The following is a 26,690-nucleotide window of genomic DNA, read 5'->3' as shown; positions in this document are numbered from 1 at the left end:
CTTATTTAAAGGTGCGATAAATGGGTTTATCAGCTTTTGGTGGAGGATAACTCAGGTGAACTTGACTTAACGTACAGTTTAGCGTACGTTTTGTTTAAGAGGATTTAATTATGATGTCACTGAATGTTACTGAGGCTAGAGCCAACCTGTATAAACTGATCGATGCTACGACAGCCAGCCATGAGCCGGTGGTTATAACGGGCAAGCGCGGTAATGCGGTTCTTTTAGCTGAAGATGATTGGAATGCGATCAACGAAACCCTGCATCTTTTATCGGTGCCAGGGATGCGCGAATCAATTGTAGAGGGTATGCAGGAGAGTATTGACAGCGCTTCAACTGAATTAAATTGGTAATGTGGACGCTGTATTACACCAAGCAGGCCCAAAAGGATGCACGAAAACTAGCATCGTCCGGATTAAAAACTAAAGCGCAGCAATTGCTAACTATTCTTCAGTCTGATCCATGGCAAACTCCGCCGCCTTTCGAAAAGCTGGTGGGTGACTTGAGCGGTGCTTATTTAAGAAGAATTAATATTCAGCATCGGCTTGTCTATCAGGTTTTAGAGGCGGAAAAGGCTGTCAAGATATTGCGGCTGTGGACTCATTACGAGTAGTCCTTTATTTGAGTGGCTAGCATAATTATAATACTGAAGTAACGAGACATAAGTTTATCGTGTATTTAAACGGCCGCAGCGATCGGCTGAATACGTGCTACCTCTTCTCCTATGGCTTGCTCAGCCACCTCTAGCTCATAATGGTGTTGTAGGTTCATCCAGCTTTGCGCGTCAGTGTTAAAATATTGCGCCAACCTTAGCGCTGTTTCTGCAGTAATTCCCCGGCGTGCCCGTACAATTTCATTGATACGTGCTGGCGTAACACCGATGTGTTTAGCAAGTCGATTGCTAGATAAACCGAAAGGTTCCATAAACTCATGCTTTAAAATTTCGCCCGGATGTATAGGATTTAGTCGTGTCATATTAATTTCCTAGTGGTAGTCCACAATTTCAACGTCATAAGCATGACCATTTTTAAATCCAAAACAAAGCCGCCATTGTCCGTTAATCCGAATGCTGTACTGGCCCTTCCTATCGCTTTTCAGCGCCTCCAGCCGATTTCCGGGTGGCGTACGAAGCATATCTAAGGTCTCAGCGGCCTTTAGTTGCATCAATTTGCGTTGAGCAATGCGCTCAAACGCCATAAAGCGTCTGACACGGTAGTTGTTAGCCAGTTTTTCTGTATCACGACAACTAAAGCTTTTAATCATCATTGTAGAGTATATCGATAAGCGATATATTGCAAGTAGAAACCGTTACCAATGTCTGACTAAGAAAGCATACATGGTGACAAAGCGGTTAGATCGAGTCCATTTGATGGTTATGCTAGCGTCTATAGGTCGGTTAGTCAGTGGGTTACTTGTCTATTAATGGATAAAAAACACAGCAGTTGATTGTGCGTGGTAGAAATCATTAGTTGCGTAAAATAAGGACATGCGCTGACAGAGTTTAATACAGATGATCGAGTCACTGATAAGTGCTTGTATCAATTGCTATAGGCGGAGCGTTTATAGTGGATAAAATATACATTTTAATGTATATTTAAAGACCTATTGCTTAAGCAGAGATTTTCTATGGCGACTCTATTGACCCGAAATATTGCATCTATGACCGAGATGCGAGAGCCTCACAAGGTTCTAGAAAAATCAGGCGGGGAGCCTGTGGCAGTCTTAAAAAACTCAGCCCTCGTCGGTTATTTTGTACCCGCTGAGGCGATCTCCAACGAGCAACACCGCACGGCATCGATTGAAGAAATAAGACACAGTCTTAAATCCCGTAAGGCCATCACCCAGCCGGTGCTGGATTACCTGAAAGACAAATGAGCTTTTTGCTCCTATCGGTTGATCACATTATTGCGATTCATGATGAGGTGTTAGAGCTCAATGAGCATCAAGGCATGGCTGGTGAAAAGTCACTTGAAGGTGCGTTGTCAAGAGTAGACAACCGGCTCAACTATGGCCTCATAGATGACATTTATTCGCTGGCAGCGTCCTACGCAGCGGCTATTTCTCAGGCTCATTGCTTTAATGACGGAAATAAACGAACGGCATTTCAGGTGATGGATCTTATTCTAGATTTAAATGGTATTAACGTGACTTGGGATGTAGAGGCGGTGGGACAAAAAATAGTGTTACTGTCGCAATCCAAGCTTGATGAGGCTGATCTTGCTCAATGGCTTCGGCGAGTGAATGTGTAAATATTGGGTCATAATTGGATGCAATCTAACATCCCTGAACCCATTGATGTTTACGGTCTTAGGCTCAATTAATCATCGGTTGACTGAGGTGGCGGTTTGGCTAACAACACACGAGCATCAATTGCCGAGGGTTTGGCCGATGAGTCCCGCCAGTTCAATGCGAGTTAAATTGGATACGTTCATTACAATGGCTTACCAGAACGCCGCGGGCGCCTTCGGTTGAGGAGTAATTCTCGCTGTAAGTCTTGTGGCAAAAATGACAGGGCTTTTTTACCTAAGGCTTTAACTTCGTTTACGAAGGCAAATTGAGGGTTAAATTGGTACACTTTTGTGCGGCCAACACGCTCAAACACAAGCATGCCGTCACGCTCCATTCGTTCAAGTTGGTTTTTTACCGGGGTGACATCGGTATCAAATGTTTGAGCGATTTCACGGGCATACCCTGATTGACGGGCAGCCATGAACAGCAACACTTTTTCAGCACTGGCATTGCCGACGATGGCTTGTAACATGACTGAGTTCCTTAATAGACTAAATTATAGTTAATATAGACCAAATTATAGTTTATGACAAATGATATTATTTTCATAATAAGCTGATCATTCTCGGGCGTCCGGTCCCTGATAAAATCTCAGTTTAAGTGAAAATTGGCAGTTCGAACAGAACTAGGCAGAGGTGCGGTAAGTCACGAAAATCTGCATTTTGAGAGTTTATTTATGACGCTAAAATACACTCCAGCCGACCCAAAAAAGCCGTTTGAAGACTTAAATGCAGCACCAAGGTTGTTTTCATTTAGATGAAGTTAGGCACCTTTTAGAGGATACCGCACTCACTGACGTGCAGGGTTTAACCACTATTCCTTCCCCTGTAACATCTCTTAAAACACGATAACTACCCTTATCAGGCATTATGATCCGGGCTTTCTGCCAGTCTATTGTCTAGAGTTAAACCACTGGTAGTGGTGTTGGATAGCAGTGCAATAGCAACCATGGCAATAAAAAATGTGTTAAAGGTGCCATGTGTAAACGTGATGTTAGTTAACCCAAACGTTCCAAACCCTACTATAAGCATTAGCCCCACAGCATCAATTGGACTGTTGTGCAACTGTTTGTAGAAGTGTCTTAGCAAATAAAACATCAACGCCAGATAGCTTGCTATACCGATCAAACCTTTGTGTATACCATCTTCAAATATTTGATTGTGGGCGTTGAGTATCATAGATAAATCCCTCAATAGGCCTCTAGTCTTTAAGTTGGCAAAAGCTTCAGCCCTATGTCCCACTCCCACCCCGTACATTGGGTTCTCTTTTAGCACAAGCAGTGCACCTTTGTACGTTTCCAAACGATACCCCACAGACGTTTGATAACTCTCCCCTGCAAAGTATTTTTGAAATTCTTTCACTGCTAAATTCACCCTAGGCTCTATTTTACCCCAGCCCACAAATGAAGTGCCTGCCAGCACTATGCTTAGGGCAGTTAGTGGAATGATGAGTCGCTTTTTATTATCTAAATGAATGTAGATATAATACATAAGCGCCATAGCGAGTGGTGGGATGGCTAGCCAACTACCCCGAGCCAATGAGTTAAAAGATGCTAGTAGGCCTAAAATAAACGCTAGGATAGGCAGTATTCGAAGGATTTTATGACTCTTAAAGTGGCTCCAGCTTATTAATGAAGCAAAGGCTAGAAATACTGAAATACCACCAAATAAAATAGGGTTTACAGCGCCACGAGAACCATAATAAATTGTGTGCAAGCCGCTAAGTATGGCGCCACCTATAATACATAACCACACCCAGGTTAGCTTAGGTGGATGTTTTAGCATTACCATAATAATAGCGGTGAAAAGAGCAAAGTGAAGGCTTGTGCCAATGTTGCTTAAGCTATTTTTAGCAGGTGGGAATATGAAGTAGCTGGCTGCGCCTATAGCAAAGTAAATGACAAATAATGCCATGGTGATTTTGATAGGTTTGGGTATAGCCTGAGTGTATTTATGGATATTAGATAATATGAGAATTATTGATATTAAGGCGGCCAAAGCTGCAGCAACTTCTGCAGTTGGGTTAAGTGCACCAATACTAAAGGGGACATATAGTATTAAAGCGGTGACTAGTGTGCCTAATACAGAATCAATTTTGCTACGCCACTGATGTAAATCAAGAGCGTTTTGAGGATGGTGTAAATCGTTCAATGTAATGTTCTTTGAGTAGGCCTTTTCGCTATGAATTATAACACTTCTTTAGCTTTTTTAGTGGATAATTTTATCACCTTGAACAGTTGATCTTTGGTATGCACTCATTGTTGGGTAGTAATGGCATGAAGTAAATAAAGGCTGGCTGCCAGCGGCAGCTGTGCCTGCTGGCGCTAAGGTGGCGGGGCCTCCTTGCCCCGCACTTTGCGCCTACGTCCATGTTGGCAAACACTGCTTTTTGGACGGGACGTCCATGCCCCGTAGTTTATGACCGCATCCATGCGGAATAATACGAAACGGTGTTGTCATTGGAAGATGAAGAAGACTAGGCTAATGCCTAAAAGCAGACGTTGTCTTGGCTTCCTTGTCTTTCAATTGCAACCCGTTTGCAGTGGTATAACTCACTAGGAGTGAAGCCTGATGAGTTATTTAAAGTGTAGTATGAATTTAGGGGTTTGCAAAAATAAGACATTTCACAGCCTCTTTGGGCTTGCAAAGATGGGGGGGTAACAGCGCTAGAAAAATGCAATAAGGAGGTGTAGGTGTTTAAGTGTTAGCAAGAAACGAGGCGGCAGGGCCGCCTCGAGTAGTTTAGTACTTATAGCTCTCTGGCTTAAACGGGCCATCAAAGGGTACGTTAATGTAGCCCGCTTGAGTCGTGGTTAGCTTGGTCATTACACCACCAAACCCTGCCACCATGTCTGCTGCTACTTCTTCGTCTAGCTTTTTTGGCAATATTCTTAGCCATAAGTTGGCTTTCTTGTCGGCCTCGCTTAAGTCCGCAAACTTGGCGTCCCATAGGTGCATTTGCGCTAACACTTGGTTGGCGAAAGAACCATCCATGATACGTGATGGGTGACCTGTGGCATTACCTAGGTTAACTAAGCGGCCTTCAGCTAAAAGCAAAACAAAATCAGCTTTGTTGTGATCAGCGGCACGGTAAACTTTGTGTACTTGAGGCTTCACTTCTTCAAACTTCCAGTGCTCACGCATAAAAGCGGTATCGATTTCGTTGTCGAAGTGACCAATGTTACAGACTACAGCACCGTTTTTAATGGTCTTAAGCATGTTGGCATCACACACGTTGGTGTTGCCAGTGGTAGTCACAATGATGTCTGTGGTGCCCATTAAAGTGGTATTAATGCAGCTGATGTCGCCAGTGTTCACACCATCTAAATAAGGCGACACCACTTCAAAGCCATCCATACATGCCTGCATGGCACAAATGGGATCAATTTCGGTAATTTTAACGATCATACCTTCTTGACGTAAAGATGCTGCTGAACCTTTGCCTACGTCGCCATAACCCACTACAAGGGCTTTTTTACCTGCTAACAGATGGTCTGTAGCACGTTTGATGGAATCATTTAAAGAGTGGCGACAGCCATATTTGTTGTCGTTTTTACTCTTGGTGACTGCGTCGTTAACGTTGATAGCGGGCACTTTAAGGGTGCCGGCTTCTAACATTTCTTGTAAACGGTGAACGCCAGTGGTGGTTTCTTCAGAAATACCATGGCAGTTGGCCAAGATTTCTGGGAATTGGTGGTGCAGCATGGTGGTTAAATCACCCCCGTCGTCTAGGATCATATTAGCGCCCCAGTCTTTGCCGTCTTGCACAATGGTTTGCTCAATACACCATTCGGCCTCTTCTTCCGTTTCGCCTTTCCAGGCAAATACAGGGATTCCTGCAGCAGCAATAGCCGCTGCTGCGTGGTCTTGAGTAGAGAAGATATTGCAAGAAGACCAGCGCACTTCAGCACCCAAATCCACTAATGTTTCAATCAGCACAGCGGTTTGAATGGTCATGTGGATACAGCCCATGACCTTAGCATTGGCTAGTGGTTTTTGTGCGGCGTATTTAGTGCGTAATGCCATTAGGGCAGGCATTTCGGTTTCTGCGATGTCAATTTCCATACGGCCAAATGGGGCTAAAGAGATATCGGCAACCTTGTAATCGGTGAAGTCAGTCATTGGTAAAGCGTCCATAGGTTAAGAATCAGGCCATATTATACGCTAGTAAACATCTCCTGCCGATCGCAAAGCAGGGTTATTTTTCTTTTTAGCGTCTTCTTTACTTTCATTTACGCCACTCCCGCTAATGTACTGCGCAGCTAGGGTATCAGTGGCTGTAGCAAAGCTGGTCACGTCGGTGCCAACAGCCACAAAGGTGGCGCCCAGGGTAAGGTAGTGCTGTACAAGTTCTGGCACAGCCATGAGGATGCCTGCCGCTTTACCTGCCGCTACTATTTGGTTAATGGCAGCACATATAGCCTCTTGTACAGGTTCAGCTGCTGGCTGGCCCAAATAGCCCATGTCGGCGGCTAGATCTGCTGGGCCAATAAACACGCCATCAATGCCATCTACGCTAAGTATGTCTGCAAGGTTATCTAACCCTCTTTGGGCTTCAATTTGCACGATCAGGCACACTTGGTTATTGGCTGTTTGTAGGTAATCGGGAATGCGGTTATGGTGAGACGCGCGTGCTAAAGCAGCGCCTACGCCGCGAATGCCTTTTGGGGGGTAGTTCATCGCTTGTACCAGCTGTTTTGCTTGCTCAGCAGTGTCTACCATGGGCACCAATATAGTTTGGCAGCCTATGTCTAATAGTTGTTTAATCATCCAGGTTTCGCCTACGGGTGGGCGAATAATAATATTAGCGGCAGACCCCTGTAAGGCGTGCATTTGGCTTACCAAGGAGGTGATGTCGTTGGGGCCGTGTTCGGCATCTATAACCAGCCAGTCAAACCCTGCACCACCCGCAATTTGCGCAGCGTTAGGGCTGCCCATTGCAAGCCAAAAGCCAATTTGTTGCTGGCCTAAAAGAAGCTTTTGCTTAAACGTATTAATGGGTGCAGGCATAGGTATTCCTTCTAAAGCCAGTTAAATAGATGACACATTAAAAGCGGCAGCTTACTTCGCCAAAGTCGCCAAAGTCGGCTTCAATTAAAGTGCCTTTTTGGGTTTCCACGGGCCTAATAAAGGAGCCAGATAGAACGATTTCACCCGCCTTTATGCTATCACCATATTGATATAAGCGCTTGGCTAACCAGGCAATGCCTAAGGCAGGTTGATTCAGTACGCCAGCGCCTAACCCTGTTTCTTCCACTTGGCCGTTGGCACTTATAATGGCACCAATCCAACGCATGTCTATTTGGCTTGGGTCTGTGTGCTGGGTGCCTAACACTACTCCTGCATTGGCTGCATTGTCAGAAATAGTGTCAAACACATTGCGTGCTAAGCCCGTTTTGGGGCATATTCTGTGAATGCGCGTGTCCAAAATTTCTAAAGATGGCACAAGGTAATCTGTGGCCTCTATCACTTGTGCTACGCTTATTTCCTCACCACAAAGGTCATGCTTCATCACAAAGGCGATTTCTGCCTCTACCCTAGGCTGAATAAATCGCTGCTGAGGGATATCACAGCCACTTTTAAACAACATGTCATCAAACAAGATACCAGAATCTGGAATAGCGATGTTTAAAGCGGCTTGCATGGCCTTGGATGTAAGGCCAATTTTATGGCCCACAATACGTCGTCCGCGGTTTAGCTTGTGTGCTACCCAGCCAGCTTGAATGGCATAGGCGTCGTCCATAGTCATGTTAGGGTAGGCCAGAGAGATTAACCCCGTTTGTTGGCGGGCTTGCTCTGCAGCGTCTAGGCGCTGGGCAGTTTCTGAGATCTGTTGTGGGCTAAGTGGCATAATTTAAACCTCGTCCACCACGCTGTTGCGCAGGCAACCAATGCCTTCGGCTTCCACTTCTATGATGTCACCAGGCTTTAAATACACAGGTGGATCTAGGCGTGCACCAGAGCCTGTGGGGGTGCCAGTGACAATAATGTCACCAGGGGCCAAGGTGGTGAAGGTAGAGATGTAGTTAATAATGTAACGAAAATCGAACATCATGCGGCTGGTTCGATCTTCTTGGCGTAATTCACCGTTAACCTTAGTGGTTAAGCGAATGTCTGCAATTTGGCTTTCATCTTTGTAAGCCACCATCCATGGGCCAATAGCACCACTAGAATCAAAGTTTTTACCTTGGGTCACGTTAAACTTAGCGTGGCGTACCCAGTCTCTTAAAGTTCCTTCGTTGCATAGGCTAATGCCAGCAATATGGTCTAATGCCTGGTCTTTAGGGATGTGGCGGCCACCTTTACCAATGACAATGACAACCTCACCTTCGTAATCTAATTGGCTAGACGCCTCTGGGCGCACCAGTGGGGTGTTATGGCCAGTAAATGAACGGGCAAAACGAATGAACATGGACGGAAAAGGGGGGGCTTCTTGGCCATCTTTGTATTCTTCGTTACGGGCGGGGTAATTAACGCCAATACAAATAATCTTTTCAGCGTTATTGATGGGAATTTGGTAGTTGAATTCACCCAGTTTGAAGTCATCACTTTGGCCCTTGGCAGCACCTTCTAACACGTGTAATTGACCGGCCTCAATGACGTCTTTTAGCGTAGGGTATTGTTTGCCAAAGGTGTTGCTTAGGCTTATAAAACCGGTGTCTGTAACGATGCCATAGTGGCTTTTTTGGTGTGCCGTAACAGTGGCAAATTTTGGGTAAGTGTTCATGCTAATTCCTGTGTATTTTACGCCTAATTATTTGGCCAACTGAGGGGGTTGGTGCCCGGCCATAGCAAAACAAATATTCTTGGTTTCCATATAAAATTCAAATGACCAGTCGCCGCCATCACGGCCAATGCCTGAGGCTTTAACACCACCAAAAGGTGCGGGTAAGTGACGTGAGTTTTCAGAATTAACCCAAATCATGCCCGCTTGCAGTTGGTCAGCAATGGCCCAGCAGCGTTCTACATTCTGGCTCCACAGGTAACCTGCTAAGCCGTACTCAATGTCGTTGGCTATGGCTACAGCCTCGGCATCGTCTTTAAAAGGAATGGCTGTGAGCACAGGGCCAAAGATCTCTTCTTGAGAGATACGCATGCAGTTATTGGCCTGGGTAAAGAGTGTGGGTTGCACATAACAGCCGGCTAACCCCGCCACTTTCTTGCCTCCGGCGGCAATGGTAGCGCCTTCAGCTTTGGCTGCTGCGAAGTAGGATAATACTTTGGCTTCGTGTTCTGGGTGGATAAGTGGGCCAATCACGGTGCTTGGATCCAGTGGGTGACCCACTTTAATACGCTTGGCGCGGTCTGCCACCATGGCACAAAAAGTGTCGTAGATGCTGTCTTCTACCAATAGGCGAGAAGACGAGGTGCAGCGTTCGCCATTAAGTGAGTAAATCATAAAGGCAGCGGCATCAGCGGCCTTGTCTAAATCGGCATCTGCAAAAACCAATACGGGGTTTTTACCACCTAATTCAAAGTGAGCACGCTTGAGGGTGTCTGCACCTTGTTTTTGGATTAACGAACCAGTGCGGCTTTCACCTACAAAGGCGATGGCTTTAATCAATGGGTGCTCGGTGAGGGCTTTACCTGCCCCTTCTCCCATGCCGTTCACCAGGTTCCATACCCCAACAGGTAAGCCCGCATCTTCAGCAATTTGCACTAATAAATTAGCTGTTAAGGGTGAAAATTCAGCGGGTTTATGCACAATAGTGCACCCTGCAGCCAAGGCTGGGGCAATTTTCCAAGTGGATAACATAAATGGCGTATTCCACGGGGTAATTACACCCACAGGGCCTATGGGGTAACGCTTAGTGACGTTGACTTGGCCTTGGGCATACAGCGATTGGCCATCTTGGGCTTGTACGGCTTTGTCGGCAAAGAAACGAAAGTTTTCTGCGCCTCTGAGGGCGGCTTTAGTCATAAATTTAATGGCCTGACCGGTATCGATACATTCTAATAGCGCAATTTCATGAGCGCGAGCTTCTATACCATCTGCTACCTTGTGAAGAACCTTTTGTCTTTGTTTACCGCCCATGGCGGCCCATGGCGTAAACGCGTGATGTGCGGCTTGTGCAGCAAGGTGTATGTCGGCTGCTTTGCCATGGGCTACTTTAGCAAGGGGGGTTAGATCTATGGGCGATAAGCTCTCAAACCAAGTGTGATCTAATGCCGCTTGTTGTTGGCCGTTGATGTGGTTTAACACGCCATTACTAAACTGGCGTAAGTAGCCAGCTGCATCGCTTTGGTTTTGTTCGAAACTGCTCATTCTGTGTTTCCTTTATCTAAGCTAGAGGCCTTGGCAAGGTGACGAATACGGGGATGCATGGCGTTACTTTTCCAACTGAGTGGGGTGTTAATTTCTCGCACTTCGATGGAAAGGGCAAAGTAAGGTTGACTTAATTGTGCTGCTAAAAATTTGTTCATGGTGGCATTAATGGCTTCGCCAAGGCGTTCTTTTTCCGCCTGGCTGCGGCCTAAGCCAATGCGAATGGAGGTGTCGATAAAGCTGTTTTGCGGCAGTAAATCGGCTATAGCGTAGTGATCACATTTTACCGCGCGCACGCGCACCGCACCCAGTTCAAATAAGCCAGTGGCGATGCCAGTGGTATGGATGGCGCGGCATAAGGCATCAAAATCAACCTGAGGCTCGAGGTTGGCGGAATATTCCATGGTAACGTGTGGCATGGTCTTATCTCTTTGTTGTGCCGGCTGTTGGCTACAGCAAACTAATTAATATGTTAACTAAATTATTAATATGATGCAAATTATGATTCCTCTTAAAAATGCATACTGCTGGCGCTTTCAGAGATGGGATTTAGAGGTTTAACCCAGAGGTAGGTGGTTAACTTGTTTAGTAATGTGTTCTAAGCCCGTATAATGCCTAGTAATCTCCACCTTAACCCTTTCTTTAACCGTTACCTTAACCCTTAGAGATTCACTATGCAGCCCACCAAAACAGACCGTGCTTTGCCCTTGGCTCTATTAAGAGCACGGGAAACTGTGATGTCTCCTATTCGGCGAGTGCTTAAAAACCATGATGTGACTGACCAGCAGTGGCGGGTATTGCGAGTGTTACACGAAAATGGCGTAATGGATGCTAAGGAACTGGCGAAAAGCGCTTGTGTACTGGCCCCTAGCCTCACCCGAATTATTAAGCACTTAGAGCAAAAAAACATGCTTACACGGTGTGCTGATGGCAAAGATGGTCGCCGAGTATTATTGGCTATTTTGCCTTCAGGTGCGGCGTTAATCGAGTCGGTTACACCAGAAGTGCAGGTGATTTATCAGGGCCTCAACGATAAGTATGGTGCTCAAAAGATGAGTGATTTATTAGATCTTCTGCATGATGTGGTAGAGCTTAGGTAGTAAGGCAGGCTTGGGTGCTCCTCTAACTTAGGCCCTTGGCAACGTTTTGCGAGACAATGTGTGCGCCTGTCCATGCGTTTTGAAAGTTAAATCCACCAGTGATGGCGTCGATATCCAACACTTCCCCTGCAAAGTAAATCCCCGGTACACATTTGCTCTCGAAGGTTTTAAAGTTGATCTCTTTAAGGGATACGCCTCCTGCAGTCACAAATTCCTCTTTAAATGTGCTTTTACCTTGCACATTAAACACCGCCTGTGTGAGTTGTTTGGCAAGTGTCTCTAATTGCAGTTTATTGATATCGGCCCATCGGGCATCTTCGGTAATGTTGGATGCTAAAACGAGTTTATGCCACAGCCGTTTAGGTAAATTAAATTGGGTAGACTTAAATGCTATTTTTTTAGCAAGCGCTTGTTTTGAGTTTTTTAATACGTCTAAGCAGTCGGTAAATGATTGCCGTATAAAGTTAACTTCTATTTTAAATCTGTACTCGCGTTTTGCTATTTCTATGGCACCAAACGCGGATAGCTTTAAAATAGCAGGGGCGCTCATGCCCCAGTGAGTAATAAGTAAAGGCCCTTCACTGGTTAGGTTTGTGCCCAGTATTTTAACGTTTACGTTTTCTGCGACAACGCCAGGTATGTCCCTTATGCGCTCATCACTTATTTTAAATGTAAATAAAGAGGGCACTGCTTTAGACACAGTGTGCCCTAAGCCTTCTAAAAGACCCCACATTTTGGCGCTGCTACCGGTAGCGATGACTACTTTTTTTGCTAAAAAATGGCCTTTAGTTGTGTCTAGTTGAAAGAGGCTGTCTGCATGTTTAAGGGATTTCAACGAGTGGCTGTAGAGCACGTCTACATGATATTTATTGGCTTCATTTAAAAAGCAATCCACTATGGTTTGTGACGAGTTTGACGCAGGAAATATACGTCCATCCTCTTCGATTTTTAGCTCTACGCCGCGTTCTTCAAACCAAGCAATGGTATCGCCTGTCATAAATTGGTGAAAAGGGCCTAATAATTCTTTTTCACCACGAGGGTAATTGTGCACCAATTCTGAAGGAACAAACTCTGCGTGTGTGACATTGCATCGGCCTCCCCCAGACACTTTAACTTTAGTTAAGCCTTTTTGTCCGCGTTCTAAAATAGCGACCTTTAAGTGGGGTGCTTGTTTTGCGATATTAATGGCAGCAAAAAAGCCAGAGGCTCCTCCACCCACAACAATAATGTCTTTTTCAATCATAGTTAAAATTACACTGGGGTTAATACGTCAATAACACGTTGGAGGGATTATAGGCTCCTGTATAGGCACCATCAAGAGGCTAGGTGATCTGGGTTTTTGGGGTGCACGCTAGATGTTTAATCTGGCTCAAACACCACATTCACTTGTCCGGTGCCAGAACTAGGGAAGTATTCACCAATGATCTCACCTCTGCCTTGGTACTGGTCCCAGCCTAATGCACCATAAAGCATAGCCGTATCGTGCATGCCGCCTTCGCCGTTACACTTTTGAGCGTACTCAGGCAGTATTTTTAGGAAGGTGGCGTGGTCACCCCGGGTCCATAAACCCAAAACATGCAGATCCATTTGGCGGTTGAATTCACTGGATATGGTAAAGGTGCCGTTATTAGCGGCGTAGTCTTCGTTGGCCCATATTTTGTGAGACAAAGAGCCAGAGGCTAATAATAATACCTTGCTATCACTTTCTTCTACGGCTTCTTTAATGGCTTGGCCCATTAACCGTGACGATTCAATGCTGTGCACGCTGCACCAAGCTGCCACAGACACCACCTTCAAGGATGAGTCTTCATTCATATAGCGCATGGGCACTAGGGTGCCATATTCTAAGGTTAATGACTCAAGCTGATGGGAAAGGGCATGCACCCCTTTGGATTGGGCTTTTTCGGCGATAAGGTCACCTAACTCTGGGTTGCCGTCATACTTGTATTCTAAGTTTTGAATAAAATGGGGAAACTCATGGCTAGTGTAGTTGCCTTTAAAGCTGGCTGCGCAGTTGACGTGATAACCAGCGTTTACTAGCCAATGGGTGTCTAACACAATAACAGTATCGGCTCCCAGCGCTTTAGCTCGGGCTACAATTTCTCTATGGCCATCGATGGCTTGCTTACGTTTGCCAAATATAGGCCCCGGTTGCTCTGACATGAGCATGGTAGGTACGTGAGTAATTTTGGCGGCTAAGACGATGTTTCCCATGGTTTTCTCCTTTGGTAGGTACGATGTTAAAGCAAGCGAGGGTCGGGCTCTAGGCCCACTAAGTGGCGGCCATAGATCTGTTTACACACATCATAATCAGTATAGGCGTGGGCAGCAGTCATGTGTGAATCCCTAAATAATCGCTGAGCTTCATTGGTTAAAAACCATGCATTAGCGCCACTAGATTCAAACAAACGATCTACTGCAGCAACACACATTTTAACCGCATACGCCTGGTTGGTTCGCCATTGAGCCAGTTGGTCGGCATTAGGTAGTGCGTGTTGAACCCCCATTTGTGCTAGGTCATGCCAGTCTTTTTCTAGCAGGGCGCGGGCGGCATTAATTTGGTGTTTTGATTCTGCTAAGCGCATGTAGGCGGGTACGTCTTTGCCAACTTCTGCGCCCGTATAAGCGCGTACACGGGTTTTAGAGCGCTCGGTAAACCAACGAATCATTTGTTCGGCAATGCCCAAACTTACGGCAGAGAAACCACTGGCAAAATAAGGTCGATAGGCGGCAAAAAAGATGCTGCTGTCTGGGTACATACCATACCCTCTGGACTGGCCAGTCATTAGGGCTTTGGCAGACTCGATGCGATGTTCGGGAACAAATACATTGTGCACTTTAAGGGTTTTGGTGCCAGAGCCTTTCATGGCCATGGCATGCCAGTTATCAATAATTTCGTAGTCTGCCCGCGGCACTAGGGCAAAGTGTTGGTGTGGGGCAGGGTCTGCGGTGGCACCGGCACGAATAAATCCCATAATTGCCCACTGAGCATGGTCGCAACCGCTGCTCCAACTCATGTCGCCACTAAACATCACACCACCCTCTACTTCTGTGGTCTTACCAAAAGGCGCAATACTCGAACTTATCGTGGCTTCTGGGTCTTGCCCCCACACGTCTTCCTGGGCCTGTTTTGAAAACAGGCCCAGCTGATGACTATGGGTGCACAGTAAACTGGCCGCCCAGGCTGTGCTGGCGCATGCACCAGCTAGCGTTGCTACGGCTTCAGCAAACTCTGGCAAAGACAGTTCTAACCCCCCCCACGCTTTAGGTTGAAAAGCGCGCAAAAATTTAATCTGTTTTAATAAAGCAATATTCTCTGGTGGCGTCATGCGCAGGGATTCTGCTTTATCGGCATTAGCAGCAATAGTGGGCAAAATATCTTGTAAGGCGCTGATCAGCTGGCTAGAAGATGTCATGGTTGATGGCCTGAATGATTGTTTTAATAACTTAGTTAACATATTAACTATTAATGAGTAAGCAGTGCAACTGTTTTATGGTGCCGCAAGATTAAACAAATGATTCACAAAAAATAAAGCCTATGTAAAAAAGTATCACATTAGCGCTTAGTATAGTTTACATGTGAAGTTAATCGCGTGTATGCTGAAACCAAATGAGTGATCGCAATCACTGTTTTATTGTTTTACTGATAAATATAAAAATCGGAGGATTACATGAAAAAATTAATCGTTGCCACCATGGCCACGGGTATTATGCTTGGCGCAGCCACAGTAGCCACGGCTGCTGAAACCCTATTGTTATCATCGTGGTTGCCACCTAAACACCCTGTGGTTGCAAGTATTATTAAACCTTGGATTGCGGCTGTAGAAGCTGAAAGTGGTGGTGAACTTAAAATTCGGATTTTACCTAAGCCTCTTGGTGCACCGCCAGCTCATTATGACCTTGCCAAAGATGGCGTTGCCGACATTACTTATGGTGTGCATGGCTACCAGCCAGGACGCTTTAAACTGACTGCAGCTACTGAGCTACCTTTCTTAGGTGACAGTGCAGAGGATGTGTCTGTTGCTTATTGGCGCGTTTATAAGAAGCACCTTGAATCTGTTAACGAGCATGAAGGCACTGTACTTTTGGGGTTAATGTCCCATGGGCCTGGTGTAATCCACAACAATGTGCGTGCAATTAATAGTGTTGCCGACATGAAAGGCTTAAAGTTCCGTGTGGGTGGTGGTGTTGCAGGTAATGCAGCCAAGGCCTTGGGTGTGACAGCAATGTTAGCCTCTGCAACTAAAAACTATGAAATGCTGTCTAGTGGGGTTGCTGACGGCACCTTTTTACCCACTGAATCTATTAAGTCATTTAAGCTAACCAAACTCTTGTCACATGCCACAACCGTGCCAGGTGGTTTATATAATACGAGCTTCTTCTTAACCATGAACCCTACTAAATTTGACAGCCTAAGTGCTGAAAATCAAGCGGCTCTAATGCGTACTTCGGGTGAAAGCTTTGCGCGTATTGCTGGTAAAGGCTGGGATAAGCATGATGCTCTAGGTCAAGCTGCTATGGATGCTGCAGGTATTGAAACTATAAACGCAAGTGATGCGTTTGTTGCTGAAATTCAAGCAGCAACAAACCACTTGGAAGCCGACTGGATTGCTACCGCCAATGGTTTAGGTGTTGATGGTGCAGCAGTAATGGCTGATTTACGTGCAGAAATTGCTAAGGTGGCGGCTGAGTAATGTCACTTAGTGAGTTAAGTGGCCGGACATTAAAGTCTGGTCCCTTTATGCAGTTTGTGCTGCAGCGTATATTGGGTGGCCTAGCGGCCACCTTTTTGTTGGTTTTAATGCTAATCACCTTAGTGGACGTGGTGGGCCGTTATGGCTTTAATTCTCCAGTAAATGGTAGCTTCGAAATCACTGAACTGCTGTTAGCTGCGATCATATTTTCGGCCTTGCCTTTAGTTGTCGCCAAAGATCAGAATATTACTGTCGATCTCATTGATGCTTTTGTGCCGCGTTTTTTTGCTTGGTTAAGGGATGTGGCTATTGCGTTAATCACCACCATTGTTTTAGCTGGCATTAGCTATAAAGTATGGAACAAAGCCCTTGAGTCGGTGCACTATGGTGACCGAACCGCCATGCTATATTTACCTACCGCGCCCGTGTACTTTTATATTAGTATTGCCTTAGGGATGAGCAGTGTGCTTGCTCTATTACTCACTTGGCAATATGCCCGCGCAGGCGTGTTACCTCCCTCTAGAAAAGCATAGTTAACATGTATGAATCTTTAATTGCCTTTGCTGCCATGCTCACCCTGGTCATTTTGGTGCGTATGCCTATTGCCTTTGCTATGGGCCTTGTCGGGTTTGTGGGCTTTGGTTTAATGACTAGTTTTTCTGGTTCCTTGGCCATGGCCACTATAATCACCTATGACACTGGCCTTAATTATGGCCTTTCGGTAGTGCCTTTATTTATTTTAATGGGAAATTTTGTAAGTAGAGCAGGGTTGTCTGATGAGTTATATAACGCGGCTAATGCTTTTTTAGGCCATCGTCGGGGTGGCTTAGCGATGGCTACAATAGTGGCTTGTGGTGGTTTTAGTGCGGTGTGTGGTTCTAGTTTAGCGACTGCTGCCACTATGTCTAAGGTCGCTATGCCACCGATGAAAAAATACGGTTACGACGAAGGTTTAGCGGCAGGCTGTATTGCTGCTGGAGGCACTTTAGGTATTTTAATACCGCCCAGTGTTATCCTTATTATCTTTGGCATTATGACCGAAACCGATATTGGTTTACTATTTATTGCGGGTATTTTGCCAGGCCTATTAGGGGTGTTGTTTTACTTGGTGGCTGTGCTGGTAACAGTAACCTTAAAACCAGAAAAAGGCCCCAAAGGGGAGCGCTTTTCATGGCCTAAACGCTTGCAAGCGCTTTGGGGTGTGTCGGGCGTATTAGGCTTGTTTACCTTGGTGATTGGTGGCATCTATGGGGGCATTTTTACGCCTACAGAAGCGGCTGGCATTGGTGCTTCTGGTGCTTTTCTCATTGCCTTAATTCGGCGCCGTTTAAGCCTACAATCGTTAATGGACACCCTCGTTGAGAGCGCTCGCACTACGACTATGATTTTTGTGATTTTAATTGGTGCAGAAATCTTCTCAAACTACGTTAATATTGCTGGCCTGCCAGAGCTATTATCAGAGTGGGTAGTGTCTTTTGACTTATCAGCTATCGCCGTCATTATGCTTATTATGCTGGTCTATGTAATTCTAGGCACAGTGCTAGAAAGCTTATCTATGATTATGCTAACCGTGCCGGTATTTTATCCTTTGGTATTGGGGCTTGATTTAGGCGATTACTCCGAAGCCTTAATGGACCCAGATATGGCCTTAGTTTGGTTTGGTATTATTGTTGTGGTGATTACTGAAATTAGCCTCATTACGCCGCCTGTGGGGCTTAATGTATTTGTACTGAAAAGCATGCTTGATGACGTTAAGCTAAGTACCATATTCCGTGGTGTAACGCCGTTTTGGATTGTTGATATTGTGCGTTTAATGACCCTTATATTGCTTCCTGGGTTGGTGCTTTGGCTGCCTAATTTAATGGCAAACTAGCACAGTGAGAAGGTCGAAAGTGTCTATGGGCCAACGCGAATTCATCTTTATTATTGCCTTACTTATGGCCATGGTGGCCCTCACAACAGATGCTATGCTGCCAGCATTAGGCCGTATGGCGTTAGATTTTGGTGTCAATGGCAACGCTATTCAATTAGTGGTGACCAGTGTCTTTGTAGGCCATGCTTTGGGCCAGTTGGTCTATGGCCCAGTGTCTGATACCTATGGCCGCAAGCGCAGTATATTTGTGGGTTTAGGAATTTTTTGTTTGGGCAGCCTTATTAGTGTTTGGGCTGAGTCTTTGGAAATGATGTTAGTTGGGCGCTTTTTACAGGGTTTTGGTGCTTCAGGGCCACGGGTAATGGTGGTGGCTTTAGTGAGAGACTGCTTTAGTGGTGCAGCCATGGCGCGGACTATGTCCTTTGCCATGACGTTATTTATGGCGGTGCCTATTATGGCGCCTTTAGTGGGGCAAGGTATCTTGCTGGTTGGTCCGTGGCAGTGGATTTTTGGCTTCTATGTGGTGTTTGCTGCAGTAATGTTTGCATGGGTCTATGTGCGCTTAGATGAAACACTAAAGCCTGAAAACCGCTTGTCCTTGCACCCTAAAAAACTCTGGCACACCATGGTGCAAGTGTTGGTGAATCCCATTGCTACGGGGTACTCCTTTGTGGCTGGCTTAGTGCTAGGTGCCTTTATGGGCTACCTGAGTTCAAGCTTGCAAATATTCCAACAAGTATATGGTGTGGGGGAAGCCTTCCCACTTTATTTTGGCGTTTTGGCGCTGCCTACCATAATGGCATCGCTGCTCAATGCAAAGTTGGTTATGCGTTTTGGAATGTATGCTCTGGTGCAAGTGACTAATGTGATCACTGGGATTGCGTGTGTGGCTTTCTATCTCTACGCCCAAAGCCTAGCGACAGGCCCAAGTTTAGGCGAATTTATGGCCTTGTGTAGTATTATTTTCTTTGGCGTTGGGTTCCGCTTCGGCAATCTTAATGCCCTAGCCATGGAACCCCTAGGTAAGCTTGCGGGCATGGGCGCTTCAGTTGTTGGCTCTTGTTCTACCTTGGTGTCGGTGCCCATTGGTATGTGGGTGGGGATGTCTTTTGATGGAACGGTGTTGCCTTTGGTGCTTGGTTTTGCAGTGACTTCTTGGGCAGCTTTTGTAGCCATGCTCTACCTTAACAAGCCGCCTAAACTCCTTGCTAAAGGTTGATGTAGAACCCTTAACGCTGGATTTTTTGCCACGGCAGAGTATGCTAGAAGAAGGTGAATACATAGGAGTTCAAAGATGGTTATTTATCCAGACATAGAAATCCAAAAGGGCCGTTGTGTTAATTTACGCCGTGGCCACATGCAAGATCCCATTGTTTATGACATTACTCCCCTACAGGCAGCACAGCAGCATGTTGCAAATGGTGCCCAAGTGCTGCATGTGGTGGATTTAGATAACGTAATGCGAGGCGGTCATGACAACCACAAAGCGGTGTTAGACATTATTCAAGCCGTCGATGTGCCGGTACAAGTGGGCGGTGGAATCCGCACCATAGAGGGTGCTCGCTGGTGGTTTGATCATGGCGCCTCACGCGTAGTCATAGGCACTGCAGCCATAGAAGATCGACATTTTTTACACGAATTATGTAACCAGTACCCAGGTCAAGTGGTTGTGTCTATTGACGCTCGCCAAAATAAAGTAATGTGCCATGGTTGGACCGAGGAAACCATCTACACACCTTTGGAAATTGCTCTGGATCTGCAAGAGCGTGGAGTAGCCGCTATTATTTATACCGATATAGACCTTGACGATGATCACCCCGAAGCCACCTTTGCTATTACGACTAAAATGGTAGATGAACTGCATATTCCAGTGATCTCAAGTGGTGCGGTGAAAACCTTAGATGATATTTCTACTTTGCGTATGTTGCCTAACATCGCAGGGGTTGTTGTAGGCCGTGCGCTTATGAATGGGGCAGTATCCCTTGTAGATGCGTTAGCCGTGTGCCAGCAGCCAGACAGCCATGCGGAGTTCTTATAAAACCTCACTGTGTGGTCGTTGGTGGCGCAAACATAGACCTCTTGGGCGCACCCCAAAAGCAATTAAAGCAGCACACGTCTAACCCTGGTAAAGTGTCATCTAGCCCTGGCGGTGTGGGCCGAAATATAGCTGAAAACCTTATTCGTCTGGGCCAGTCTTGCCAGTTAATGGCGCCTTTAGGGGATGATGCCAACGGTACGTTTCTTAGGCGTCATTGTCAGCAATTGGGCATTAACACTGACGGTATGGCAACCCTAGCAGGCGAATCCACCTCAACCTACTTATCAATTGTTGATGAAACGGGTGACATGCAGGTTGCTATTGCTGACATGACGTTGATTGATCAGTTTGGTGCAACCCAACTACAGGCGTTTTTGCCACAATTAACCGCTGCGTCAATGGTGGTGCTAGATGCCAACTTGGCGCCAGACTGTTTGGCGTTTTTGGTTAAAAATCTGCCACAACAACATTTTTTTGTAGATACGGTGTCTGTTACTAAAGCCACTCGCATAACCCCATTTTTATCACACATACATAGCCTTAAGCCTAATTTAATAGAAGCCCAAGCCATCTCTGGTGTGCACCTTGGTGAAAACCCTAACAGCCGGCAGCTACTAGACTTAGCCCATTGGTTTATGCACCAAGGCGTAAAGCATTTATACTTAAGCCTAGGTTCAAGGGGCTTACTTTATAGTGATGCCTCTCAAAGCTTTATTATGGCGCCTAGCGCGCCTGTAAAAGCAACTCATATAGTCAATAGTAATGGTGCTGGAGATGCTATGATGGCCGCCATAGGCAGTGCGTGGTTGCAAGGCAGTGATGCCCAGCATGCTGCAGCGAGTGCGCTGGCATGTGCTCAAATTGCTATGGCCAGCGAAACCACTATTAGCCCTCACCTAACACCTGAATTACTACTTCGCATGTTAAAGGAAACCCCGTGCAGCATAACCCCACTCAGTTAAACACTTACCTTGATATACACCCGCGTATTCAACAGGCATTGGCTAACAATAAGCCTGTTGTGGCTTTAGAATCTACCATCATTTCTCATGGAATGCCTTACCCACAGAATGTAGAAACAGCCATGTTAGTAGAGCAGGCAGTGCGAGATAACGGTGCAGAACCCGCGACTATTGCCATTATTAATGGCCGCTTAACCGTAGGCTTAACTGAACAACAAATTACCCACCTTGGCAAAAGTGGGTTTGAGGTTATTAAAACCAGCCGCCGAGACATGCCTTTTATCGCGGCTCAAAAGCAAGACGGTGCTACAACCGTAGCTTCCACCATGATTATTGCGGCGATGGCAGGGATTAAGGTATTTGCAACGGGAGGCATAGGGGGTGTTCATCGTCATGCAGAAACAACCATGGACATTTCTGCAGACTTACAAGAACTGGCCAGCACGTCGGTCGCTGTGGTGTGTGCCGGTGTAAAGTCTATTTTAGATATAGGCCTTACATTAGAATACCTAGAGACCCATGGTGTTCCTGTAGTGGGTTATAAAACCAAGGTAATGCCTGCATTTTATACTCAAAGCAGTGGCTTTGAGGTGGACTATTGTTTAGATTCTGCAGCCAGCATAGCGCAAGTACTGTCGGCAAAATGGCACATGGGCTTGGCTGGTGGTGTGGTAGTGGCTAATCCCATTCCAGATGCTTATGCCATGGACCCAGTGATCATAGAGCAGGTCATCGGTGAAGCCATTGTGGAAATGCAGGAGCAGGGTATCCACGGTAAACAAAGCACACCGTTTTTATTATCTAAAATTGCACAAGTGACTCAAGGCGAAAGCTTGGCGGCCAATATCCAACTGGTATTAAACAATGCCCGTCTTGGGGCTAATATCGCCACAGAACTGGCCAAACTTTAGCCATTATGTTTTTAACAGTATTGTTTAATTGCGTTACATTAGGCCGCTTCTCTTTAATCATTTAAATGCTATTGTTTATGATACGATCGGGTGTATAGTCGATGGAAGCAAAGCACAGCAGGTTTGTCTTGCTGGGTGATGGCTTAGGTAACACATTAAAATAAAAAACATGAGGAAAATGTCAAAATGAAACTATTAAAACCTGTATTAGGTACGGTACTGCTAGCTGGCTTGTTGTCAGTAAACACTGCATATGCTGGTGGAGTTTTGGACAAAATTATGTCCACTAAAACGATCAAAATAGCCACTGATGCCAACTGGCCGCCACAGTCGTTTATTAATGACCAAAACGAAATGGATGGTTTTGACGTGGATGTTGCACGTGAAATTGCTAAACGTATGGGTGCTGAAGTTGAATTTATTACGCCTAACTGGGACGTAATCACCGCTGGTAACTGGTATGGCCGTTGGGACATGCATGTGGGTTCAATGACACCTACTAAACAACGTGCAGAAATATTGTCTTTCCCTGCGGTTTACTATTACACACCAGCTGCTGTAGCAGTGCATGCAAGCTCTGGCATAGCCCAGCTCTCTGGCCTAAACGGTAAGAAAGTAGGCACTGGCACAGGCACTACTTTTGAACTTTACCTGCAGCATGACCTCATTATTGATGCTGAAGGCGCGCCTGCATTTGATTTCCAAATTGATAATGCCGAAATTAGATCATATGAAACCTCAGTCATCGCGCTAGACGACCTTCGTTTAGGTGATGGTGTTCGGCTTGATGGTGTTGTTAGTAGCTTGCCCACTATTTTAGAAGCGATTGAGAACGGCTACCCGCTTAAAGTGGTTGGGTCTCCCATTTTCTACGAGCCACTGGCTGTAACAGTTGACTTGGGTGATAGTGAACTTAACGAAAAAGTTGCCAGTATTGTTGCATCAATGCGAGCAGATGGCGTTTTAAGCACCATCTCTAAGAAATGGTATGGCGTAGACTACGCAACAGTTAAATAACTAGAAAACCGACCTGTTCGGATGCTCTGTAAACCCGGGTATTACTCGTAATGCCCGGTTACATTTGAGACAACCTGAATAGTCATTAGCACTATTAAAAGGTAGGAACGAATTTTGATTCAGGACACAGTTACTGAAGACCTGCTCCTTAGACAACCGAAATTTATAGCCTATCTTTTCGCTACTGTTCTAGTTTGTTTTCTTATCTTCGACCCATCACAGTCCATCATTGGGCATCTACTTGAACCGGCCCTTGGTGAGCCTGACAAAAGTGGCTTATATGGCCGTTTTGTAACGTCTTTTATGTTGGCAGTGTTAATGGTTTTAAACCTACTGGCAATCAGTCTCATACCTAACTTTCGCCTTCAAGTTATCTCCGTTTGGATAGAGCTACTCATTCTATTTTTGTCCTTCTTTTACAGCTTTGACCTGAGTTTTGAGTTTATTCGAAGTAAAATTTGGTTCATGGTGACTCAAGGAATTTTCACCACCTTATATGTGTCTGCTATCTCCATAGTAATCGCCTCGTTTATCGCTATCATAGGGGCGGTTGCCAAAATGTCATCGAATGGCTTTGCATATGCTATTGCCAGTTTTTACACGTCATTTTTTCGGGGCTTGCCACTCTTAATGCAGGTCTATCTTATATACTTAGGCTTTCCTCAAATTGGCTACGTCATCGATGCAGTGCCTGCGGGCATTATTGCCTTGTCTCTTTGTTATGGTGCCTATATGACTGAAATATTCCGTGCCGGCATTATGAGCATTGATGCGGGTCAATGGGAAGGGTCACGTGCACTGGGTTTCAAATTTAGCCTGATTATGCGCAAGATCATTTTGCCTCAATCTATTCCATTAATTATCCCACCCACTGGAAACCAATTTATTGCGATGCTTAAAGATAGCTCACTCGTGTCTGTTATTGGGGTATGGGAGCTCATGTTTCTCGCCAGAACATTGGGCAACAAAACCTTTAATCACATGGAGATGCTCATTACCGCAGCCATGCTGTATTGGATGATGACCATGGTATTAGAACTTATACAGTCTCGTATCGAACGTAAATACCAAAAACGGCAGTCGAGATAAGTCATGTCTAAAACAAATCAGAAGGTAAAACAGCCAATTATTTCCATCAAGGAAATGAATAAATACTATGGTGATTTCCACGCACTCACTAATATTGACCTGGAGGTTAATATTGGCGAACGTATCGTTATTTGTGGCCCTTCTGGGTCTGGTAAATCGACACTCATCAGATGTTTAAACCGCCTAGAGGCACACCAATCTGGCTCGGTGAATGTCAATGGTGTTGAGTTACATCAACACATGAAAGACATTGACAAAGTTCGATCTGAAGTGGGTATGGTATTTCAACACTTCAATCTGTTTCCTCATATGACGGTTCTAGAAAACTGCACAGCAGGGCCAATGTGGGTTAATAAAGTACCTCCAGTAGAAGCCCACGAAATAGCCATGAGGTATTTAGAACGGGTTAATATTCCTGAGCAAGCAGACAAATACCCAGCGCAGTTGTCAGGAGGGCAGCAGCAGCGCGTAGCGATTGCGCGCAGCTTGTGCATGAACCCCAAGGTGATGCTATTTGATGAACCTACTTCAGCACTAGACCCTGAAATGGTAGCTGAGGTGCTAGACACCATGATGGACCTTGCTCAAAGCGGCATGACCATGATTGTGGTTACCCATGAAATGGGGTTTGCCAAGCAAGTGGCAGACCGAGTGATCTTTATGGATGAAGGTAAAATTGTTGAGGCGAATGAGCCCATAGCATTCTTTGAGAACCCACAATCACAGCGCACTAAAAAGTTTCTTAGTCAGGTGTTGGTGCACTAATTTGAGTGATGCTTTGCGGTTTATTTTTAACTTCTAGAGCACAGTGAGAATTTCTTCTAATGGCTTTTTTATCTTTGCTACACCCGGCACAGTGGCGTCCGCAGAGGCGTGGCCTACAGCTAATATCATCACTGCTTTTTCATGGCTTGGGCGGCCAAGGAGCTTGTTGAGAAAGCGCATGGGGTTGGGCGTATGTGTGAGGCTGTACAAGCCAGCATGGTGCAACGCAGAAATAAGAAAGCCTGTGGCTATGCCTACACTGTCGGGCACGTAGTAGTTTTTAAAACGGGTGCCATCGTCAAACACACCATAGCGTTGTGCAAAGATAACAATTAACCATGGGGCGATATCTAAATGGGGTTTGTCAGCATTAGTGCCAATGGGTTCTAACGCTTTAATCCATTCATCACCACCACCGCCTGCGTAAAACTTTTCTTCCTCGGCTTCGGCTGCTAGACGCATTGCGTGCTTTATTTCTGGGTTGCGAATAGCCACAAAATGCCATGGCTGGTGGTTGGCCCCACTGGGTGCAGAGCCTGCCGTGCGAATACAATTTTGAATCACGTCTTCTGGCACTTCTCGGTCAATAAAATCACGCACGGTATGGCGCGTTTTCATGGTTTGGTAATAAGCCAAAGCAGCCTTCTGCATGCTTTCATCGGTTATTTCTGCCCTAGCCGCAAGCTTTACTGCTTCATAGGAAAGTTGTTCTCGTGCAAACATAGCAGGTTCCTAGTTAATACTGTGAGTATGATGATGCTATAGTAACACCTAGCTCCATTAATTCATTGGCTAAAAATGACCCTTGCCGCTAAAGCTAGGTAGTTCTACCCATGACGATGGTGCACTAGTCCCGTAAGCTAATACTATAACTTGGAACCCTTTTTCGCAGTGCCCGCAGGAGTTAGGCCCTTAGTTGAAAACACGCTTAGGACTAACTGAACTCAATAATGCAGCGCCTCTTCCTGAGGGTAACCTTGATTGATATACGTATTTTAATACTGTATCACGATTTGAGTTTCATAGAGCTAGCAATAGAGATTGACGCATGACTAAATCACGGCTGTTTCTGGTAGACGATCAAGAGCTTATTTTAGAAGCTATTTCTGATTTGATTGAATCACGTGGGGCTGAGCAAGGCATTCATGTGGTGGGTACTGCCCAAAACCACGAAAAAGCCATTGCTGCCCTCGATAACCTTCAACCAGATTTAGTGCTGCTAGACATGTACATGCCTGATATTAATGGTAATGAAACGGCCTATATACTGAAACAAAAGTGGCCAGAAATAAAGATTCTTATGCTTAGCAATCTTGAAAGTGGCGCCGATATTGTAAAAGCAAAGTCTGCAGGTGCTGATGGTTACGCGTTTAAAAGTGGTTCCCACCAGGCGCTTATAGAAGCCATTATGGCGGTGTTAAAAGGCGATCAAATATTTGTGGTTCCTAGTCATCTGTCTGGAGTAATGATGGAGCATGAAATTTCCAATATGGGGCTGACTCAAAGGCAGCGACAAGTGCTAAAGCTTTTAGCTTATGGTGAATCTACTAAAGGCATTGCCAGCGTATTGAAAATAAGTGCACGTACTGCAGAAAAACATCGTGCCGAAGTGATGTCTAAGCTGAGAGCGCCTAGTCCAGTTCAACTAGTTGAATATGCTCAACAACTTGGGTTACCCAGCTAATCA

Annotated in this window: 30 protein-coding genes; 16 read left to right on the top strand and 14 right to left on the bottom strand. The window is 45.6% G+C overall.

Features of this window, described 5'->3' with window-relative positions; translation table 11 throughout:
• The first annotated feature begins 110 nt into the window (after positions 1–110).
• Positions 111–353 (top strand): type II toxin-antitoxin system Phd/YefM family antitoxin, encoded by a 243-nt coding sequence (locus tag ABXT60_RS09775; protein WP_443629964.1) that lies wholly within the window; start codon positions 111–113, stop codon positions 351–353.
• Positions 353–613, top strand: a complete 261-nt coding sequence (locus tag ABXT60_RS09770) for a Txe/YoeB family addiction module toxin (RefSeq protein ID WP_443629963.1) — start codon at positions 353–355, stop codon at positions 611–613. Before ABXT60_RS09775 ends, ABXT60_RS09770 begins: the two co-directional genes overlap by 1 nt.
• A 65-nt stretch (positions 614–678) precedes the next feature.
• On the opposite strand, the gene ABXT60_RS09765 is transcribed toward ABXT60_RS09770, so the two are convergent.
• Together ABXT60_RS09765 and ABXT60_RS09760 are read right to left on the bottom strand one after the other, a co-directional pair.
• Positions 679–975, bottom strand: coding sequence for a HigA family addiction module antitoxin (locus ABXT60_RS09765; RefSeq protein ID WP_443629962.1), 297 nt, complete (start codon positions 973–975; stop codon positions 679–681).
• Positions 976–984: 9 nt separating this feature from the next.
• Positions 985–1,266 (bottom strand): type II toxin-antitoxin system RelE/ParE family toxin, encoded by a 282-nt coding sequence (locus ABXT60_RS09760; RefSeq protein ID WP_443629961.1) that lies wholly within the window; start codon positions 1,264–1,266, stop codon positions 985–987.
• A 372-nt stretch (positions 1,267–1,638) separates the two neighbouring features.
• On the opposite strand from ABXT60_RS09760, the gene ABXT60_RS09755 reads away from it, so the two are divergent.
• Both ABXT60_RS09755 and ABXT60_RS09750 read left to right on the top strand, forming a co-directional pair.
• Positions 1,639–1,875 carry a hypothetical protein gene (locus ABXT60_RS09755; RefSeq protein WP_443629960.1) on the top strand — a complete coding sequence of 79 codons (237 nt, stop codon included), beginning with the start codon at positions 1,639–1,641 and terminating at the stop codon, positions 1,873–1,875.
• Positions 1,872–2,249: a type II toxin-antitoxin system death-on-curing family toxin gene (locus tag ABXT60_RS09750; RefSeq protein ID WP_443629959.1), complete on the top strand. Its 378-nt coding sequence runs from the start codon at positions 1,872–1,874 to the stop codon at positions 2,247–2,249. The genes ABXT60_RS09755 and ABXT60_RS09750 overlap by 4 nt, the downstream gene beginning before the upstream one ends.
• A 182-nt stretch (positions 2,250–2,431) precedes the next feature.
• On the opposite strand, the gene ABXT60_RS09745 is transcribed toward ABXT60_RS09750, so the two are convergent.
• The 8 genes from ABXT60_RS09745 to ABXT60_RS09710 form a co-directional block, all read right to left on the bottom strand.
• Positions 2,432–2,761 carry a winged helix-turn-helix domain-containing protein gene (locus ABXT60_RS09745; protein WP_443629958.1) on the bottom strand — a complete coding sequence of 110 codons (330 nt, stop codon included), beginning with the start codon at positions 2,759–2,761 and terminating at the stop codon, positions 2,432–2,434.
• 388 nt (positions 2,762–3,149) lie between these two features.
• Entirely contained in the window at positions 3,150–4,439 is a 1,290-nt protein-coding gene (locus tag ABXT60_RS09740; RefSeq protein WP_443629957.1) for an O-antigen ligase family protein, read from the bottom strand.
• 591 nt (positions 4,440–5,030) lie between these two features.
• A complete protein-coding gene (ahcY, locus tag ABXT60_RS09735) occupies positions 5,031–6,410 on the bottom strand; it encodes an adenosylhomocysteinase (protein WP_443629955.1) in 1,380 nt (459 codons plus the stop codon).
• 42 nt (positions 6,411–6,452) lie between these two features.
• Positions 6,453–7,298 (bottom strand): aldolase/citrate lyase family protein, encoded by an 846-nt coding sequence (locus ABXT60_RS09730; RefSeq protein WP_443629954.1) that lies wholly within the window; start codon positions 7,296–7,298, stop codon positions 6,453–6,455.
• A 37-nt stretch (positions 7,299–7,335) separates the two neighbouring features.
• Positions 7,336–8,139: a 2-oxo-hept-4-ene-1,7-dioate hydratase gene (hpaH, locus tag ABXT60_RS09725; RefSeq protein ID WP_443629953.1), complete on the bottom strand. Its 804-nt coding sequence runs from the start codon at positions 8,137–8,139 to the stop codon at positions 7,336–7,338.
• Between the two features lie 3 nt (positions 8,140–8,142).
• Positions 8,143–9,015 carry a fumarylacetoacetate hydrolase family protein gene (locus ABXT60_RS09720; protein WP_443629952.1) on the bottom strand — a complete coding sequence of 291 codons (873 nt, stop codon included), beginning with the start codon at positions 9,013–9,015 and terminating at the stop codon, positions 8,143–8,145.
• 27 nt (positions 9,016–9,042) lie between these two features.
• A complete protein-coding gene (gene hpaE / locus ABXT60_RS09715; RefSeq protein ID WP_443629951.1) occupies positions 9,043–10,554 on the bottom strand; it encodes a 5-carboxymethyl-2-hydroxymuconate semialdehyde dehydrogenase in 1,512 nt (503 codons plus the stop codon).
• Positions 10,551–10,973: a 5-carboxymethyl-2-hydroxymuconate Delta-isomerase gene (locus ABXT60_RS09710; protein WP_443629950.1), complete on the bottom strand. Its 423-nt coding sequence runs from the start codon at positions 10,971–10,973 to the stop codon at positions 10,551–10,553. Before ABXT60_RS09710 ends, hpaE begins: the two co-directional genes overlap by 4 nt.
• A 255-nt stretch (positions 10,974–11,228) precedes the next feature.
• Between ABXT60_RS09710 and hpaR the strand changes: the two genes are divergently transcribed.
• A complete protein-coding gene (gene hpaR, locus ABXT60_RS09705) occupies positions 11,229–11,654 on the top strand; it encodes a homoprotocatechuate degradation operon regulator HpaR (protein WP_443629949.1) in 426 nt (141 codons plus the stop codon).
• Between the two features lie 22 nt (positions 11,655–11,676).
• Here hpaR and ABXT60_RS09700 read toward each other — a convergent pair whose 3' ends face one another.
• From ABXT60_RS09700 to ABXT60_RS09690, 3 genes are all read right to left on the bottom strand, one after another.
• Positions 11,677–12,897 carry an NAD(P)/FAD-dependent oxidoreductase gene (locus ABXT60_RS09700; protein WP_443629948.1) on the bottom strand — a complete coding sequence of 407 codons (1,221 nt, stop codon included), beginning with the start codon at positions 12,895–12,897 and terminating at the stop codon, positions 11,677–11,679.
• Positions 12,898–13,013: 116 nt separating this feature from the next.
• The gene (gene hpaD, locus ABXT60_RS09695) at positions 13,014–13,868 is read right to left on the bottom strand and encodes a 3,4-dihydroxyphenylacetate 2,3-dioxygenase (RefSeq protein WP_443629947.1); all 855 of its coding nucleotides are present in this window, start codon (positions 13,866–13,868) and stop codon (positions 13,014–13,016) included.
• Positions 13,869–13,894: 26 nt separating this feature from the next.
• Positions 13,895–15,070: a p-hydroxyphenylacetate 3-hydroxylase oxygenase component gene (locus ABXT60_RS09690; RefSeq protein WP_443629946.1), complete on the bottom strand. Its 1,176-nt coding sequence runs from the start codon at positions 15,068–15,070 to the stop codon at positions 13,895–13,897.
• A gap of 255 nt (positions 15,071–15,325) precedes the next feature.
• Here ABXT60_RS09690 and ABXT60_RS09685 point away from each other — a divergent pair, with 255 nt between their 5' ends.
• From ABXT60_RS09685 to ABXT60_RS09640, 10 genes are all read left to right on the top strand, one after another.
• The gene (locus ABXT60_RS09685; RefSeq protein ID WP_443629945.1) at positions 15,326–16,348 is read left to right on the top strand and encodes a TRAP transporter substrate-binding protein; all 1,023 of its coding nucleotides are present in this window, start codon (positions 15,326–15,328) and stop codon (positions 16,346–16,348) included.
• Positions 16,348–16,881 (top strand): TRAP transporter small permease, encoded by a 534-nt coding sequence (locus ABXT60_RS09680; protein ID WP_443629944.1) that lies wholly within the window; start codon positions 16,348–16,350, stop codon positions 16,879–16,881. The genes ABXT60_RS09685 and ABXT60_RS09680 overlap by 1 nt, the downstream gene beginning before the upstream one ends.
• A 5-nt stretch (positions 16,882–16,886) precedes the next feature.
• The gene (locus tag ABXT60_RS09675; protein WP_443629943.1) at positions 16,887–18,221 is read left to right on the top strand and encodes a TRAP transporter large permease; all 1,335 of its coding nucleotides are present in this window, start codon (positions 16,887–16,889) and stop codon (positions 18,219–18,221) included.
• Positions 18,222–18,246: 25 nt separating this feature from the next.
• Positions 18,247–19,440 (top strand): multidrug effflux MFS transporter, encoded by a 1,194-nt coding sequence (locus tag ABXT60_RS09670; RefSeq protein ID WP_443629942.1) that lies wholly within the window; start codon positions 18,247–18,249, stop codon positions 19,438–19,440.
• Between the two features lie 75 nt (positions 19,441–19,515).
• Positions 19,516–20,259 (top strand): HisA/HisF-related TIM barrel protein, encoded by a 744-nt coding sequence (locus tag ABXT60_RS09665; RefSeq protein ID WP_443629941.1) that lies wholly within the window; start codon positions 19,516–19,518, stop codon positions 20,257–20,259.
• Entirely contained in the window at positions 20,223–21,221 is a 999-nt protein-coding gene (locus ABXT60_RS09660) for a PfkB family carbohydrate kinase (protein ID WP_443629940.1), read from the top strand. Before ABXT60_RS09665 ends, ABXT60_RS09660 begins: the two co-directional genes overlap by 37 nt.
• On the top strand, positions 21,197–22,132 hold the full coding sequence (locus ABXT60_RS09655; protein WP_443629939.1) for a pseudouridine-5'-phosphate glycosidase: 936 nt from the start codon (positions 21,197–21,199) through the stop codon (positions 22,130–22,132). The genes ABXT60_RS09660 and ABXT60_RS09655 overlap by 25 nt, the downstream gene beginning before the upstream one ends.
• A gap of 186 nt (positions 22,133–22,318) precedes the next feature.
• Positions 22,319–23,149, top strand: a complete 831-nt coding sequence (locus ABXT60_RS09650; RefSeq protein ID WP_443629938.1) for a transporter substrate-binding domain-containing protein — start codon at positions 22,319–22,321, stop codon at positions 23,147–23,149.
• Positions 23,150–23,263: 114 nt separating this feature from the next.
• Positions 23,264–24,238, top strand: coding sequence for an amino acid ABC transporter permease (locus tag ABXT60_RS09645; RefSeq protein WP_443629937.1), 975 nt, complete (start codon positions 23,264–23,266; stop codon positions 24,236–24,238).
• Positions 24,239–24,241: 3 nt separating this feature from the next.
• Entirely contained in the window at positions 24,242–25,003 is a 762-nt protein-coding gene (locus tag ABXT60_RS09640; RefSeq protein ID WP_443629936.1) for an amino acid ABC transporter ATP-binding protein, read from the top strand.
• 33 nt (positions 25,004–25,036) lie between these two features.
• Here the strand turns inward: ABXT60_RS09640 and ABXT60_RS09635 are convergent, their stop codons facing one another.
• Positions 25,037–25,726 carry a nitroreductase family protein gene (locus ABXT60_RS09635; RefSeq protein ID WP_443629935.1) on the bottom strand — a complete coding sequence of 230 codons (690 nt, stop codon included), beginning with the start codon at positions 25,724–25,726 and terminating at the stop codon, positions 25,037–25,039.
• 325 nt (positions 25,727–26,051) lie between these two features.
• Between ABXT60_RS09635 and ABXT60_RS09630 the strand changes: the two genes are divergently transcribed.
• Positions 26,052–26,687 (top strand): response regulator, encoded by a 636-nt coding sequence (locus ABXT60_RS09630; RefSeq protein ID WP_443629934.1) that lies wholly within the window; start codon positions 26,052–26,054, stop codon positions 26,685–26,687.
• Positions 26,688–26,690: the final 3 nt, after the last annotated feature.

The organism is Candidatus Njordibacter sp. Uisw_056 (genome assembly GCF_047730085.1).
Lineage (GTDB): Bacteria > Pseudomonadota > Gammaproteobacteria > Pseudomonadales > Balneatricaceae > Njordibacter.
The sequence above is the reverse complement of the archived record's forward strand: the minus strand, read 5'-3'. Positions and strand labels throughout refer to the sequence as shown.

Coding starts and splice junctions, on each gene's coding strand:
- ABXT60_RS09775 (WP_443629964.1), top strand. CDS start 111: ATGATGTCACTGAATGTTACTGAGGCTAGAGCCAACCTGTATAAACTG.
- ABXT60_RS09770 (WP_443629963.1), top strand. CDS start 353: ATGTGGACGCTGTATTACACCAAGCAGGCCCAAAAGGATGCACGAAAA.
- ABXT60_RS09765 (WP_443629962.1), bottom strand. CDS start 975: ATGACACGACTAAATCCTATACATCCGGGCGAAATTTTAAAGCATGAG.
- ABXT60_RS09760 (WP_443629961.1), bottom strand. CDS start 1,266: ATGATGATTAAAAGCTTTAGTTGTCGTGATACAGAAAAACTGGCTAAC.
- ABXT60_RS09750 (WP_443629959.1), top strand. CDS start 1,872: ATGAGCTTTTTGCTCCTATCGGTTGATCACATTATTGCGATTCATGAT.
- ABXT60_RS09745 (WP_443629958.1), bottom strand. CDS start 2,761: ATGTTACAAGCCATCGTCGGCAATGCCAGTGCTGAAAAAGTGTTGCTG.
- ahcY (WP_443629955.1), bottom strand. CDS start 6,410: ATGACTGACTTCACCGATTACAAGGTTGCCGATATCTCTTTAGCCCCA.
- ABXT60_RS09730 (WP_443629954.1), bottom strand. CDS start 7,298: ATGCCTGCACCCATTAATACGTTTAAGCAAAAGCTTCTTTTAGGCCAG.
- hpaH (WP_443629953.1), bottom strand. CDS start 8,139: ATGCCACTTAGCCCACAACAGATCTCAGAAACTGCCCAGCGCCTAGAC.
- ABXT60_RS09720 (WP_443629952.1), bottom strand. CDS start 9,015: ATGAACACTTACCCAAAATTTGCCACTGTTACGGCACACCAAAAAAGC.
- hpaE (WP_443629951.1), bottom strand. CDS start 10,554: ATGAGCAGTTTCGAACAAAACCAAAGCGATGCAGCTGGCTACTTACGC.
- ABXT60_RS09710 (WP_443629950.1), bottom strand. CDS start 10,973: ATGCCACACGTTACCATGGAATATTCCGCCAACCTCGAGCCTCAGGTT.
- hpaR (WP_443629949.1), top strand. CDS start 11,229: ATGCAGCCCACCAAAACAGACCGTGCTTTGCCCTTGGCTCTATTAAGA.
- ABXT60_RS09700 (WP_443629948.1), bottom strand. CDS start 12,897: ATGATTGAAAAAGACATTATTGTTGTGGGTGGAGGAGCCTCTGGCTTT.
- hpaD (WP_443629947.1), bottom strand. CDS start 13,868: ATGGGAAACATCGTCTTAGCCGCCAAAATTACTCACGTACCTACCATG.
- ABXT60_RS09690 (WP_443629946.1), bottom strand. CDS start 15,070: ATGACATCTTCTAGCCAGCTGATCAGCGCCTTACAAGATATTTTGCCC.
- ABXT60_RS09685 (WP_443629945.1), top strand. CDS start 15,326: ATGAAAAAATTAATCGTTGCCACCATGGCCACGGGTATTATGCTTGGC.
- ABXT60_RS09680 (WP_443629944.1), top strand. CDS start 16,348: ATGTCACTTAGTGAGTTAAGTGGCCGGACATTAAAGTCTGGTCCCTTT.
- ABXT60_RS09675 (WP_443629943.1), top strand. CDS start 16,887: ATGTATGAATCTTTAATTGCCTTTGCTGCCATGCTCACCCTGGTCATT.
- ABXT60_RS09670 (WP_443629942.1), top strand. CDS start 18,247: ATGGGCCAACGCGAATTCATCTTTATTATTGCCTTACTTATGGCCATG.
- ABXT60_RS09665 (WP_443629941.1), top strand. CDS start 19,516: ATGGTTATTTATCCAGACATAGAAATCCAAAAGGGCCGTTGTGTTAAT.
- ABXT60_RS09650 (WP_443629938.1), top strand. CDS start 22,319: ATGAAACTATTAAAACCTGTATTAGGTACGGTACTGCTAGCTGGCTTG.
- ABXT60_RS09640 (WP_443629936.1), top strand. CDS start 24,242: ATGTCTAAAACAAATCAGAAGGTAAAACAGCCAATTATTTCCATCAAG.
- ABXT60_RS09635 (WP_443629935.1), bottom strand. CDS start 25,726: ATGTTTGCACGAGAACAACTTTCCTATGAAGCAGTAAAGCTTGCGGCT.
- ABXT60_RS09630 (WP_443629934.1), top strand. CDS start 26,052: ATGACTAAATCACGGCTGTTTCTGGTAGACGATCAAGAGCTTATTTTA.